Here is a 13,736-nt window from a genome sequence, read left to right on the forward strand (position 1 = left end):
CCGGACACCGTGGTGCGCGGCCACGGCTGGCTGGCCCTCACCGCACCCGGTGCGAGCCACGGCGCGTTTCCCGGGACCTTCAACGTCTGAGGCGCGAAACGGGCGCACCGAGCCGGGTTGGTTCCGTGTGCCCCCGCCACCCGCCGCGGGCGGCGGGAGTCTGCCGCGATGGGGTCGTTCCCGGCCGCAGCCAGGAAGACACCATCACTGACCGCAAAGTCGGGGCCGAGTGACGCCTTCCGGTATCTGTCCGTTGCTCAGGCCGGTACGGCCACGAGGGCCAAGGCCAAGCCTGCGCTGGTCCCTGCTGCCCGACGCCTACGACGCGGGGCTCTCCGAGTGCTGCTGCGGAACGGCGCCGTTGACGCTCGCGTGAGGAAGAGGAACGGCTGGCTTGAGCACTCCGTCCAACTCCGGAAGCTTCGCCGCGGAGAACTTGAGGATCAACGCCGCCTGGAGATGGGCCTTGAGCGCCGGGTCCTTGACGTCTTCCAGCAGCCGGATCGCCTGACCGGCATCCCGCTCGACCTTCATGTCCTGCCGGAGCGACTGGGTCTGGGACTCCATGTGTTTCAACGCTAGGTCCGCTCGCCGGTGGAACAAGGTGCCGATGACCGTCATCAGGAGACCGGCCACACTGGCGGTGACGGAGGCGTACTGGTCCCCGGTGCTTTCGGCCCTAAAGATCGCCATGCCGATGCCAGCGAGCAGTACGAGGCCACCCATCACAGAACAGGTCAGACTGACGCTGAAGCTGCGACGGGCCTGGGTGAGTCCGTAAGCGTAGTACTCGATCAGGAGCTTCGCGAACCGCGTCTCCGCCGAGTGCTCGCCTTCAACAGTCCCGTTCGGCTCTGGCTCAACGGCCGCCGGCCCGAATACTTCTTGACGCAGGCGATCACGCTCCTGATCGACATCTGCGCCCAAGCGGTGGCTACGCCACGAGTGGTAGGACCAAAGCAGCATGACCACATTTGCGATCACGATCACCGCACCAAGAATCCAATCCTTCACCTGAACAAGGTGGCAGATATTGGCATCCCACGGTGCCCTTCCTGACCGGTCACTCGTCACCACACGCACGTGAGGGGGTGCGCCGGCCATGGCTCGACGCAGCGCCGCGAGCGGCAAGCGTCGGCCTTTCTCCACCGCGCGCAGCTGCTCCCAGATCGACCGCAGTGAGCGGCTGCAGGGACGCATCCAGGGTGGTTGGCGTTGGGCGAGAGCAGGTTCGTCACCTGGCGCGCAGTGTGCAGCGTGGACAGCCGCGCCTCGGCAGGAGGGCAGCCGCTGCGGCGAGCAGGCGCAGGCTGCCGTGCTCGGAGACTGCGTCTGCCCGCAAGGGCATGGTCGCCGCTGGCCCTGCCCACACGGACGGGTGTGTGCTGTCCTCGCGCACTGAGACCGTCCAGCCCGCCCTGCGCGTCGGACGAGGCAGGCGGGGGAGAGCGGTACTCGGGGTAGATGCTGGAGGTGCCCGGTGGCCTGCACCGCTGAAGGTCGCAGGCGTCGTGGCGCTGTCCGTGGTGGTGACCGGAAGGAGCAGTCGGTATGGCACGTACACGTGCGGAGGCGAGCGTCAGGCATCCCCGGCACGAACGCAGGGGCGAAGTTCGGCTGCCTGCGGTCATCGCGACGCTCGCCGCGATCGCCCTGTACCTGTTGCTGCCGCAACGGCTGCTGGTCGCTCCGCGCTACGTGCTGCCCGCCCTGGAGTGTCTGCTGCTCGTTCCGCTGATCGCGATCAATCCGAAGCGTCTGACCCGGCAGACGAAGACGTTCCGGGTGCTTTCCCTCACGCTCGTGGCGGTCATCGCCGTCAGTAATCTGGTGGCGCTGGTCATCCTGATCCACGAGCTGGTGTACGCCGGGGTGAAGGACGGCCGGTCCTTGCTGGTCGCGGCGCTCCAGGTGTGGCTCACCAACATCATCGTCTTCGGCCTGGCCTACTGGGAGCTGGACCGCGGCGGCCCGGTCAGCCGCACCCAGGCGCCCCGCTCGGCGCTGCCCCTGGCGGATTTCCGTTTCTCGCAGGACGAGAACGACGATGCCATCCAGGAAGTGGCCGACGGCGCCAGCGGCACGTCGGACTGGGTCCCCACCCTCGTGGACTACCTCTACGTGTCCGTCACGAACTCCACGGCGTTCAGCCCGACCGACACGATGCCGCTGTCGACCCGCGCAAAGCTCCTGATGAGCATCCAGAGCGTCTCCGCCCTGTTCACCTCGCTCCTTGTGATCGCCCGGGCCGTCAGCATCCTGCACTGACCGGCCGTGTGGCTCAGGCCGCCTCCCTACGACGGCCCCGGCGGCCCCGCCCGCCGGTCTTCGCCACGTCCCTGTCGGACGGCGTCGGAAGATGGACGCGGGGTGTGACGTCACGATGGGGAGAAGAGGAGTTATAGGACGCCCTCCCAGATGTCGCCACCATCGGCCCAGGTCCAAAGCCATTTTCGTAGTGAGGTGGTCGCATGGCGCAGGCCGTCGTGGTGATCTTCACCGTCGAGGTAGCCGTCGGTGTCGCAGAGAAGCACCGGGTTGTCGACAGCGGTCAAGGAGACATGCCACTCCATCGTGCAGCCGCCATAGGTGAGAAAAAGCCGTGACGGCGGCATGCCTTCTGACCGATTGCATTCGTGGATGCTGACTGCGCACGGCCAGTCGCGCCGGTGTTCTGGAGCCCGGTTGCCGTCGGTCAGAGAGGCAAGCCCGCTGTCGGGTCCGAATTCTCCGTTGGCGACCTCGGTGTAGACACGCCGGAGCCATCAGGCTGCGGCGATCCCACGTCGCTCATGATGCCGCACGATGATCCGTCACACTCGGCTCAGGAAGCCGCGAAGGTGGCACGTCGGCAGCAGCCGAGGAAGGGGCCGGGCAAGGCGCTGCGCGAGGTGTCTCTGTGGGCGCAGGCGGTGAAGAAGAAGGCGGGGGCGGGAAGGCGGCCGCCGCGAAGCGCGCGGCGGTTGCTCCATCGAGCAGCAGCGGCGTCGCTTGTCGATGGGTTTGGGAGTCGCCCTGGTCCACGGATGGGTGATGTCGACGAGTTTGCGACCTCCACATGGACACCGTGACCGGTCGTGTGCGATCAGCGGGTTTACAGCTGGGGCTGCGGCATCCGCTGCCAGCTGAACGGGCCGTAGGTCGTGTCGGTGACAGCGTAGTTGGCGTTCGGATCTGCCGTCGGTTTCAGCCATTCAAGCGGTGTGGTGCTGCCGTGCACGTCGATCCGGTGGAAGTTCGAGACGTTGTAGTACGGGTGCTCGTTCCACGCGTTGTCATCCGGGTCGTGGGCGCACACGCTGGTGCCGGTGGCCGGGTCCGTTTCGCCGGTGCACGTCGTCGTCGGCGACAGCGGGTTGTCCGAGCGGTACAGGTGCGAGTCACCGTTGAGCATCGGCACCGGACGGCCGAACTCGGTCGTCTTCGCCGCGACTTCGCTGATGATCGGCTCGTAGTTCGTCAGGTGGTCCTTGGTCTTGCCGTCGAGGTCCCACATGTCCGCCTGTGCCGTGATCACCACCGCCTTGGAGTGCTTGGCGCGCGCCTCGGCGAAGGCGGCATCGAGCCAGCGGACGTCGGCCGCTGTCCGGTTGGTCCGCTCGTCGGTCTGCGCCTGAGTCGGTGCCGGCACCTTGTACCAGGGGTCGGCGTCGTTGTTCGAGCCGCCCGGCACGTTGATGGTCACGAAGACGATGTCGTTCTGCGCCCACATCACGTTCTCTACGTACTGCGCGTCGCCCGGGTGGCCCGGGTCGTAGGCGGTGGCCTGGGACACCACGTTCAGTGTCCCACTGCCGAGAGTGTGGCCGGGCTGCGCGTAGAAGTCCTGCCGGACTTCGGCGAGGTTGTCGAGCGGGTTGCCACAGTGGTAGCTGACGCAGTCCGCTGTGTTGGTCGACAGGCCGTTCGTGCCGATGTAGTTGATCGCACCGGAAGCCGAGTCGTAGAAGCCGCCGCCCTGACCGGGCGAGGTGAGACTCGAGGCCTTGTGGCAGTCGGCCCACTCGTTGTCGCCCGGCGTGTAGACGAGCGGCTTGGTGAAGGTCTGCCACATGGATGCGATCGAGGCGTCGTAGTCCTCGGTGCAGAACTCCTTGCCCGAGTGGATGTCGCCCACCTGGATGACGTCGCTGACCGTCGGGTCACTGTTCATGGTGCCGATGAACGCCGGAGTCTTCTGGAACTGCGAGGTGTCGGCGGTTTGGCCCGCAGGCGCGTACGCCGACCTGCCGTACGGCGAGTCGCCGAACACGGCGAGCGTCAGTGGGCTGCCGGCCGCCGATGCCGGAGCGGCTGACCCCACGCAAGAGGCGAGGCCGATGGCGGCGAGCGTGACAAGCCCGCGCTTCAGCGTGCATCTCAACATGCGTCCCTCTTTCAGGTCCGGTTGCGGGGGTCCAGTGAACTGGAACCTCAGGAAGCGGGACGTGGCATCAATGGCGGCCGGAGGATGACGAGTAGGCGAAATCCGGCCGCGCCGGCGGGCCGGAGCGCTCTCTCGTGACTCAGTCGTCGTGGCGTGTGTCGGCCACTGCCGACGAAAGCCTGTCCCCCTGCAAGAAGCCGGGGGAGGTGCAGATAACACGTCAGCGCGCGCAGTAGCCGACCTGGCTCGGCCGGCACACGAGGAGCAGCGCCGCGGCTGCCCGGTCGGTGGTGGGGTCAATCCGTCTGGGCGCATCGTTCACGCTCACGACGCTAAGGCGCCGTCGTCCCCGCCGCCCGGCGGCATCGGCCGCGCGGGGGCAGGCCTTACCCGCCTGGAGGGCGGGCGGGGCAGCCCGCCGCCGTGCTGCGCGTCGCGGGAGGGAGCCGGCGCGCTGCGGTGCGCGACCCGCAGACCGTCCTGTGGCCACTGATAGGCGCGGCTGCCTTGCGAGCCGGTTCCTTCCGCGTCGACGGGCACCTGGTAGATGACGCGTCCGTCGGGCCGGTCCTGCCTGGTCTGCACCTCGGCCCACCGTCAGCGGCCCGCCGCCATGACCCACAGGGCCGGCGGATCCGTCGACGGCCGGGTCCACACAACCGGCCGGTGTCCGTCCTCCGGGCGCCATGGCCGAGCCCCCACCGCGTCCGGGACTTCATCGCTCACGGTGCCAGCCAGGTCCGGAGACCGCTGAGAGCCTGCGGGCGCGGTGACCGGCTGCGTTTCTGATTGCGCATTGTTCGCGACGTGCGACGGCCGTCGCGGGCGGACACGCACTACGCCTTGGATGCCCGGCCGGACGAGTAGCTGAGCGAAAGCGCGTTGATGTCATCGTTACGCAGAACTGAGGGGCTCGTCCCTTTGGCATGGGTGACGGCGAGCATGGCGCGGCCGATGGCTTGGGTGGTAGTGACGTAGCGGGGGACGGCGCGCTGCAGGAGCGGGTAGAGCCCTGCGGTGATGCGGTACATCGTGCGGTACAGGGGTGTGCGGGCGACGGCTCCGTCGACGGGCTGGACGTACCCGGGGCGGAACATGTGCGCAGTCATCGGCAGGGCGAGCAGTTCGTTCTCGGTGCGGCCCTTGACCCGTGCCCACATCTGCCGGCTCTTCTCCGTGGGGTCGGTGCCCTCGCCGGAGACGTAGCAGAAGGTGAGGGCGGGGCTGGCGGCGACAAGGGCGTGGGCGGCTGCGAGGGCGTAGTCGAGGGTGATGCGCGTGTACTCGTCTTCCTTGCGACCGACCGCCGAGACGCCCAGGCAGTACAGGCAGGCGTCCAGGCTGTGGAGCTGCTCCTGGATGGGCGTGTAGTCGGCGAAGTCGGTGTGGATGACCTGCCGCAGTTTGGGGTGGGCGATGTCCAGGGGCCTGCGGACGACGGCGAGCACCTCAGTGACCTGCTCGTCGAGAAGGCAGGCGCGCAGGGCGCCGTGCCCGATCATGCCGGAGGCCCCGAAGACGACGATGCGCATGGATCTTCTTTCTGTGCGGTCAGTGTTCAACGAGGGGCTGTGTACTCGGTCAGTCGCCGGCGGGCCAGGTCATGCCTCGGTCCCCTTCTCAGTGCTGTCGCTGGCGGATGTGGCCGCGATCCAAGAGCTGAGGATGCGGAACTTCTCCTGGGTGGGGGACCCGGGTGGAGCCGACCAGGTGATGAGCTGCTGGTCGGGGTCGCCGGCCCACTGGAAGGCGTCCCAGTCCAGGGTGAGGTCGCCGAGGTCCGGGTGGTGGATGGTCTTGGTGCCGAATTCCTCGCGGGCGACGTGGCGGGCGGCCCACCACTGGCGGAACTGTGCATCGGCGACCGACAGCTCACCGACCAGGGATGTGAGCCGGGGATCGGTGGGGTTGTCGGCGGCCTGCATGCGCAGCAGCGCGACGCCGGCGCGGGCCATGGCCCCCCAGTCGTCGTAGAAGTCCTTCATCCGGGGGTCGGTGAACAGCATCCGCACGTAGTTGCGCTCCTTGGGGAGCATCTTGTCGACGTCGAGCAGGAGGGCCGCGGCAAGCGGGTTCCAGGCGAGGATGTCGAGGTACTTGCCCACCACGAACGCCGGTGTGTCGGTCAGCTGGTCCAGCAGAAGCTGGATCTGGGGGCGTACCGGTGTCGGGCGCCGCCTGGGCGGGGTGCGTCGTTCGGCCTGCCGCGCGAGCCTCTCGGCATAGGCGCGCTCGTCGGGTGTGAGGCGCAGTACGTCGGCGAGGGCTTCGAGGACGGGTTCGGAAGGGGCGAGTCGTCCCTGCTCGATGCGGGCGTAGTAGTCCTGGCTGATCGCCACCCGTGCCGCAACCTCTTCGCGCCGCAGTCCGGACACACGGCGGCTGCCCGGCTCTCCCGGGTCAAGCCCCAGGTCGGCGGGGTTGAGTTCGCTGCGGCGGGCCTTGAGGAACTGGCCGAGTTCTTCCAGGTGCGGGTTCTTCGCGTTCACGTCTCTCACTGCCTTCGGGGGCGTGCCCGGGAGGGAGGGCCGTCCCGGGCACGGGGTGCGAATCAGGCGGGCACCCGGAGGGGTCAGGCAGGCTGTCCCTGGGTGAGGTGGGTGTGGAAGAACCTGGTCACGTTCGCGACGGCGTTGTCGATCTGCTTCGGCGAGTCGTAGTAGTCGTAGTGGTTCCCGTCGGACCACACGAGCTCCTTCTCGCCCTGAACGGCCTCGTAAAGCTTCTTGGCGTTCTCGGGCAACGCGCTCTCGTCGGAGTGCACGACGATCACCGGCGTCGTGACGGACGACGCCTCGCTCAACGCGTCGAAGGCGAGCCAGTTCGCCCACGAGGAGACATCGAGTTCGTTCCTGTACTGCGGAACGTTGCCCCGCGCCTCGTTGTCGTAATAATCGAAGGCGCCATCGACGGGGATGTAGTTGGCCGCATCCTGGTCGGTCTCGCTGTAGACCGTGATGGTCGTCGCCTCGCCGGTCTCGTCGTACTTCTTCCTGGCTGCGGCCGCCTGCTCACGCCGCGGCCATGCCGTCCTCGCCGTAGGTGGCGGTGAAGACGTCCTCGTTGACGAGGAACCCGGCGATCGTCGCCAGAGCCTTCAGACGCGGGTCCTGGGCGGCGAGGTAGACCGCGTTGCTGGCGGAGGTGCACACGCCGACCATGCCGACGGCCTCCACGTAGGGGAGATCGGTCAGGTAGGTGACCGCCGCCTTCAGGTCGCTGAGCTTCTCGGTGGGCGACTCGTACTGACGCGGCTGCCCCTCGCTCTCGCCGTAGTGGGCGTAGTCGAAGGCCAGGGCGACAAAGCCCTGCTTCGCGAACTTCGCGGCGTAGGTCCCGGCCATCTGTTCCTTGACCGAGGTGAACGAGCCCTGCACGATCACCGCCGGATAGCGGCCGTTCTCGTCGAGGTCGTCCGGGGTGAACAGGTTGCCCACCAGGGTCAGCCCGTCACGGTCGAAGGTGATCTTGCGGTTCACTTCTGTACTCCTCGGTCTATGCGTGCCCCGCGCCGTCACAGCCGTAGCCGGTGAGGCCGACAGGATGCCGGCGTGGGCGTTTCTCTGCCCGCGGGGGCGGCTGGTCCGTCTGCTGCCCGGATGCCACGTTTCGAGAGTGCCCCCGGTGCGACTTGTCCACAATGGGAAGGATCTTTCCTAGGCACCTGACCAGCAACGACACACCGGGTTCCTCGCCCGGCGGGGCCAAGAACGGGTTCGCCGGCACGAGGGGGCTCCACTGCTTGCGTACGCCTGACTGAAGCACCGAACGGTTCGTGTGCAGCCCGTTCCGGATGGAGAACGTGTCTCCGGTCCCGGGAAGATCGAGTCCCTCCGGTGCGCCGGCCCAGCGGGTGGCCACGGTGTCGTGGCGGGTGGTGGCCATGACGTGGAAGACATCCGCCCGCTCCAGCTCGGACCGCCAGCCCTTGGAGAAGCCGTAGGCGGCGTCCGCGGTGACCCAGCGAACGGGATCTCGTCCGCGATCGCGCGGCGGACCATCGCCTTGGCCATGGCCACTTTGGTTGCGAAGGCGACCTCGTCGTCGATGCCGGCCCGGCGGCACCTTTCACGGTCATCCATCCAGGAGGTGGGCAGATAAAGACGCCGGTCGATCAGCGTTCGCCCGCGGCTCGTGGCATAGGCGAGGAAGACACCGACCTGGCAGTTCTCCGTCCGCCCGGCGGTGCCACTGCCGCTGCACCCCTGCCGATCGTGTCCCCTTCTTCATCCGGAACACGCCCAGTCACTCGGTGCGCACGGGTGCCGCGGCCCGGATTCATGGCGTCTCCGCCAGCCTCCAGCCCTCATCGGCGCTGCGCAGGTAGCCGCCCTTCGGAAGGTGGCTGGGGAGGAACAACGTACCGGTGTCGGCGTATCGATGGAGGATCGTCCTGCGGGTGACGGCGGACTGGTGAGGATCGGTGCACATCGCGGCGGACACGTCGGGGCGGCGCAGCTGCAGGGGGTGGTGAATCAGATCCGCGGCGAGCACTGCGCGTTGGCCTTGGCTGTCGATCTCGACCAAGACGTGGCCGGGGGTGTGCCCAGGCGCGGGGATGAGCCTCACTTCCTGGTCGATGCGAGTCTCGGGTTCGCAGGTGTCGAGTTGCTGGGTGGCGTGCAGCGGCAGCAGGCTGTTGGTGATGTGGACTTGCGGCTTGCCGCGGGTGGCGTGCGAGTACTCCTCCGCTGTCGTCAGATATCGGGCCCTGGGAAAGGTGGGCCTCAGCTTTCCCGCCTCGAAGGTGGTGTTCCAGCCGACGTGGTCGTGGTGCAGATGGGTGTTGATCACTGTGTCCACATGCTCTGGGCTGATCCCCGCCGCAGCCAGGGCGGAGGGCCAGCGTGAGACGAAGTCGGCTCTGGGATGGGGTCGGTTGGGCTTGGGACCGCCGAGGCAGGTGTCGACGAGGATGACCTGCCCCGCTCCGAGGATCGCGAAGCCCTGACAGATGACGCGCAGACGGGTTCGGGAAGAGCCGCTGTAGGTGTCTCCGTAGGCCTCTACCAGATCCTGCAGTTCGCCCTGGTCGAGTTGCGGGTAGGTGGCGCGGGCGGGCAGGGCCGGGCCGACGGCTTCCACGAGGGGCACGATGGTGCGGGCTCCCACCCGGATCGGAGTGGGTTGGGCGCTGGGGATGTCAAGGTTCGGCATGGGTCGCCTTCTTGGGGTCTGTGCTTGTGTTCGGTGGTGGATCAGTGACCGTGGGGGTTGAGGCTGCTGAGGGCCGGGATGCCGTTAATGGTGAAGTGGATGGCCGCCATCAGAAGGGCGACGCCGAGGAGAGTCATCAGGATCTTGCGGTTACGGCTCATGGTGTTTTGTCCTCCGGGACGGGTGCTACAAGATCGGGATGCGTGCTGCCGGATCCGGGTGGGTGCTACGCGATCCGGGTTGCCACCGGGTCGGGATGCGTGCTGCCGGATCGGGGACGCGTGCTACAGAGCGACGAGGGCTTCGCGTACGGTCGTCAGCGAGGCGCGTCTGGCGGCTGCGGCGCTGGCTGCGGCGGCGCCCAACAGGGTGAGCAGGCTCCACAGCACGAGCGCCGGGAGCGAGAAGTCGAACGGGAGGTCCTGCCGGAACGCCTGGTTACCGATGAAGTTCCCGAACACCTGGGTCAGGGGCAGGGCCGCGACCGTCGCGAGCAGCAGGCTGAGCGCGGCTGTCAGGACGCCTTCGGTGACGACGACGGTACGGATCGCGGAGGCGGTGGCGCCGAGCGTGCGCAGCACGCCGAACTCTCTGGTCCGTTCGAGGACGCTTGTGCTCAATGCGGAGGCCAGGCCCAGCAGTCCGACGAAGCCCATCACGACCGCGAGGGCGATCAGGGCGTCGGCCAGGACCAGGACGTGTCCGTCCAGCGCCACGCGCAGCGTGTCGATGGTGGTGGCCTGCTGGATGCCCGTGCCCGCCCGGGTCAGGACGTTGCCCAGCCGGTCGAGGACCGCCTGCCGGCTCGCGGGGTCGTGGCTGTCGGTGACGGCGCGCAGCATTTCGGCCTGGCCGAGGGTGCCGGTGACGGCGGCGTAGTCCCGGTCGGTGAGGTAGGCGGCGCCTTGGGTGCCGAAGTCGGAGACGATACCCACCACCCGGCGGGTGACGGGGTGTCCGGCGATGGTGAGGGTGATGGTGTCGCCGACGGTGGTCCCGGGGGCCTGCTGTGCGGGCACCAGGTTGTTGAGCACGACGGCGTCGGTGTCCTCGGGGCGCAGCCACCGGCCGGCCATGAGCGGCGGGTGCGTCGGGAGGGAGCCGGCGGGGGGCGCCAGCACGGTGAAGCTGGCGTGACCTTCGTCAGGGTATACGTGCGCCACGTCGACCTGTCCGGCCGTGTGGACGGTGGCCGCGGTCCGGCCCCAGGCCTCGGCGGCCGCCACACCTCGGGTCGCGCGTGCGAGTGCCGCGAGCCGGTCGGCGGGGTAGGGCCTGTCGAGCCGTATTTCGAGGTCGTAGGTGCGTCGGCTGATGCTCTCGGAGACCAGGGAGCTCCAACCGCCTGCGGTGTTCAGCCCGGTGAGGAACATGGTGCCGGCCACGGTGAGGAGTCCGACGCTGAGTACAAGGCGACCGCGGCGCCGGAACATGTTGCGCAGAGCCATGAGCTGGGTACGGCTGGGGCCGCGAAGGCGCGCCAGGAACCTTTCGGCGAAGCCGCCCAGGGCGGCGGGGTCCGCCCCGTGGTCGTCGATGGCCTGGCGAACGGTGATGCGGCTGCCCCGCAGCAGCGGCACGAGGGCCACCAGCAGGGGTACGCCGACTCCGGCGCCCAGCGCGACCGCGTACACCCAGGGGGGTACGGACTCTCGGGCGATGTCGAGGTTGAGCAGACGGGCGGCCTGCCCGGCCAGGACGCGCCCCAGGGCGAGTCCGGGTGCGAGTGCGAGTGCGGTGGCAGTGAGTGCGATCGCGGCGGCCAGTGCCAGGTACATCTGGAGAATCTGGCCGGTTCGGGCACCGACCGCCTTCATCGCCCCGATCTGCCGGATCTGTGCGGTCAGCATGCCGCCGAGCATGGTGGCAACCAGGATCGAGGCGAGCAGCAGCGCCATGAGCCCGAAAGCCAGGAGCACGAACCCGACCATGACCATCTGCCCCTGGTGGGGATGCCGTCCCGGGGGCGGGATGTCGATGCTGCTGACCGGGTGACCCAGTGCCTTCATCCGGGCGGCGACGCGCTGCGCGGTGCGGTCGATGACAGAGGAGCTGGTGGCCACCGTGGTGTGGTTGCCGACGACGATGCGCAGTTGGTCCAGGGTCCGAGGCCGTCCCAGGGCGGACAGAGCGGTGGTGGTGGTGTAGGCGTAGGCGGTCTGCTCCTGCCCTGCCGGCGCCACTCCGCCGTCGTGTACCGAACCGGCCACCGTCATGGGGGTCGGTGGGCCGCCGGGCGCCTCGACGGTCACTCGCTGACCGGTGCTCACCCCAAGGAGGCCGAGGGCGGTGCGCTCCAGCAGCAGAGACCCCTTGGGCGGGGGCCAGCTTCCGTGCTCCACGGCGACCGTGTTGATCCGCTGGGGATCGGCCGGGTCGCTGGTGAAGAGCACCAGGATGCGCCATGGTCCGTCACCGACCCTGATCCGGGCCTGGAGGGTGCTGCGGGCCGCGGCGTCCAGGACGCCGGGCTGCGTGCGAACGGCGGCGAGGGTGGCCGCGTCGACGCCGCCGGGAACGTGCAGGGTGGCTGAGGCCGGGTGGGTGGCCTGGTAGTTGCGGGTGATCTCCCGGCCGATGATCGCCCGGGAGGAGAGGAACGCCGTGACCACGAGCACGCTGACCGCGAGTGCGATGGTCATCATCGCGACCCTGGAGCGGGTGGCCCACAGGTCGCGGCCCAGTTTCCGCAGCCGCAGGCGGGTCATGAGGCCACGTCCTGTCGTACGCGCAGGGTCGTCGAGTCCTCGCTGATGAGGCCGTCAGCGAGGGTGATCTGCCGGGTGGCGTGGCGGGACAGATCGCGTTCGTGGGTGACCATGAGCACGGTCCGGCCGTCTGCCGCCAGTCGGGCGAACAGGTCCAGCACGCTGTCGGAGGTGGCCGAGTCCAGGTTGCCGGTCGGTTCGTCGGCCAGCAGCACAGGGGGCTCGTTCGCCAAGGCCCGCGCGATCGCGGCGCGTTGTTGCTGTCCGCCCGAGAGTGCCGAGGGCAGCTTGTCCGCCTGTTCAGGTATTCCGACCTCGGTCAGCAGTGCCAGGGCCCGGGCGCGGCGGTCACGTGCGGGGACGGTGTCGCACAGGTCCATCGGCAGCATCACGTTCTCCGCCACGGTCAGGGTGGGCAGCAGTTGGAAGAACTGGAACACCAGGCCGACGCACCTGCCCCGCCAGGCGGCCAGCTGCGAGCCCTTGAGTGTGTGGACGGCCGTCCCGGCCAGGACGATCTCTCCGGCGGTGGGCCGGTCGATCCCGGCGAGAAGGTTCAGCAGCGTGGTCTTGCCGCTGCCCGACCGGCCCACCACGGCGACGAATTCCCCTGCGTCGACCTGCAGGTCGATCCCCCCGAGCGCGGTGACCTCCCCGGAAGGCAACGGATATGTCTTGACGAGTCCGTGAGCAGCGATCACCGGATCGCCTGCGGAACTTTCCATCGTGGGCGACATGGATGGCACCACCTCATCCTTGCTCAGAGTTTCTGGACATGCGTTCACTAGAGGATTAAGGTCCAGAAACGGAAGCCGGACAAGAAACAGGCCACGGCGGAGTGAGCGGTTTTGAACAAAATCCGCGGCTGGTGGCCAGTAACACGGGGGTGACGATGGTCACAAAGCCGGACCGCAGGATTCGCCGCACGCGGCAGGCACTCCTGCAGGCACTCTTCCAACTCATGGTGGAGAAGGGCTATGAGGGCGTGACGATCCAGGACATCATCGACCGCGCCGACGTCGGCCGCTCCACCTTCTACAACCACTACTCGAACAAGGACGACCTGCTGAAGGACGGCTTCGCCAACCTCCGTTCCCTGGTAGACCAACCGCCGCCTAACGCCACCGCGGTACCGAACCGCGGTCCGCTGCGTTTCAGCCTGCCGTTCCTGCGCCACATCCAGGAACAGGGGGACCTCGCACGGGCCGTCTTCACCCGAGGCGGCCTGCGCCCCGTGCTGAAGCACATCGAGGGACTGCTCGCCGACGTCGTCCGCGACGAGATCCCGTCCACCACCTCTGGCGCAGTGCCCGGTGAAGCGGTCGTGCGCTTCATCGTCGCTTCCCACCTCGCCTGCCTGGAGTGGTGGCTCACCGAGACCCCGCAGAGTACGCCGGAGGAAATCGACGAGATCTTCCGGACGCTCACCCGGCCCGGTGTCGAGGCCGGCGGCCGCTGATCGGCAGGCGACGGTCGCCAGCCCTCCACCAGCGACCTTGGCGCGT

The 13,736-nt window shown here is 68.3% G+C and carries 12 protein-coding genes and 1 pseudogene; 2 read left to right on the plus strand and 11 right to left on the minus strand.

Annotation, left to right across the window (positions count from 1 at the left end; genetic code table 11):
* Nucleotides 1–318 precede the first annotated feature (318 nt).
* Nucleotides 319–1,200: a hypothetical protein gene (locus tag ACF1GV_RS40065; RefSeq protein ID WP_391691705.1), complete on the minus strand. Its 882-nt coding sequence runs from the start codon at nt 1,198–1,200 to the stop codon at nt 319–321.
* 351 nt (nt 1,201–1,551) lie between these two features.
* Between ACF1GV_RS40065 and ACF1GV_RS40070 the strand changes: the two genes are divergently transcribed.
* Nucleotides 1,552–2,268: a hypothetical protein gene (locus ACF1GV_RS40070; RefSeq protein WP_391691708.1), complete on the plus strand. Its 717-nt coding sequence runs from the start codon at nt 1,552–1,554 to the stop codon at nt 2,266–2,268.
* Between the two features lie 131 nt (nt 2,269–2,399).
* Here the strand turns inward: ACF1GV_RS40070 and ACF1GV_RS40075 are convergent, their stop codons facing one another.
* The 10 genes and pseudogenes from ACF1GV_RS40075 to ACF1GV_RS40120 all read right to left on the minus strand — a co-directional run bounded on the left by ACF1GV_RS40075 (nt 2,400) and on the right by ACF1GV_RS40120 (nt 12,956).
* Complete coding sequence (locus ACF1GV_RS40075; RefSeq protein WP_391691711.1) at nt 2,400–2,555, minus strand: hypothetical protein; 156 nt, start codon at nt 2,553–2,555, stop codon at nt 2,400–2,402.
* Nucleotides 2,556–3,094: 539 nt separating this feature from the next.
* Nucleotides 3,095–4,366, minus strand: a complete 1,272-nt coding sequence (locus ACF1GV_RS40080) for a hypothetical protein (RefSeq protein ID WP_391691713.1) — start codon at nt 4,364–4,366, stop codon at nt 3,095–3,097.
* Nucleotides 4,367–5,202: 836 nt separating this feature from the next.
* The gene (locus ACF1GV_RS40085; protein WP_391691716.1) at nt 5,203–5,898 is read right to left on the minus strand and encodes an NAD-dependent epimerase/dehydratase family protein; all 696 of its coding nucleotides are present in this window, start codon (nt 5,896–5,898) and stop codon (nt 5,203–5,205) included.
* A gap of 69 nt (nt 5,899–5,967) precedes the next feature.
* On the minus strand, nt 5,968–6,855 hold the full coding sequence (locus tag ACF1GV_RS40090) for a helix-turn-helix domain-containing protein (protein WP_391691719.1): 888 nt from the start codon (nt 6,853–6,855) through the stop codon (nt 5,968–5,970).
* A gap of 83 nt (nt 6,856–6,938) precedes the next feature.
* A complete protein-coding gene (locus ACF1GV_RS40095) occupies nt 6,939–7,169 on the minus strand; it encodes a hypothetical protein (protein WP_391691723.1) in 231 nt (76 codons plus the stop codon).
* A 208-nt stretch (nt 7,170–7,377) separates the two neighbouring features.
* Nucleotides 7,378–7,845: an alpha/beta hydrolase gene (locus ACF1GV_RS40100; RefSeq protein WP_391691726.1), complete on the minus strand. Its 468-nt coding sequence runs from the start codon at nt 7,843–7,845 to the stop codon at nt 7,378–7,380.
* A 364-nt stretch (nt 7,846–8,209) separates the two neighbouring features.
* Nucleotides 8,210–8,596, minus strand: a pseudogene (locus ACF1GV_RS40105) (transposase); the annotation flags it as partial.
* A gap of 48 nt (nt 8,597–8,644) precedes the next feature.
* Nucleotides 8,645–9,523: an MBL fold metallo-hydrolase gene (locus tag ACF1GV_RS40110; protein WP_391691729.1), complete on the minus strand. Its 879-nt coding sequence runs from the start codon at nt 9,521–9,523 to the stop codon at nt 8,645–8,647.
* Between the two features lie 284 nt (nt 9,524–9,807).
* Nucleotides 9,808–12,231 carry an FtsX-like permease family protein gene (locus tag ACF1GV_RS40115; protein ID WP_391691732.1) on the minus strand — a complete coding sequence of 808 codons (2,424 nt, stop codon included), beginning with the start codon at nt 12,229–12,231 and terminating at the stop codon, nt 9,808–9,810.
* Nucleotides 12,228–12,956 (minus strand): ABC transporter ATP-binding protein, encoded by a 729-nt coding sequence (locus tag ACF1GV_RS40120; protein WP_391691734.1) that lies wholly within the window; start codon nt 12,954–12,956, stop codon nt 12,228–12,230. Before ACF1GV_RS40120 ends, ACF1GV_RS40115 begins: the two co-directional genes overlap by 4 nt.
* Nucleotides 12,957–13,123: 167 nt before the next feature.
* Here ACF1GV_RS40120 and ACF1GV_RS40125 point away from each other — a divergent pair, with 167 nt between their 5' ends.
* Nucleotides 13,124–13,690, plus strand: a complete 567-nt coding sequence (locus ACF1GV_RS40125) for a TetR/AcrR family transcriptional regulator (RefSeq protein ID WP_391691737.1) — start codon at nt 13,124–13,126, stop codon at nt 13,688–13,690.
* The last annotated feature ends 46 nt before the right edge of the window (nt 13,691–13,736 follow it).

The organism is Streptomyces sp. NPDC014006, assembly GCF_043088925.1.
GTDB lineage: Bacteria > Actinomycetota > Actinomycetes > Streptomycetales > Streptomycetaceae > Streptomyces.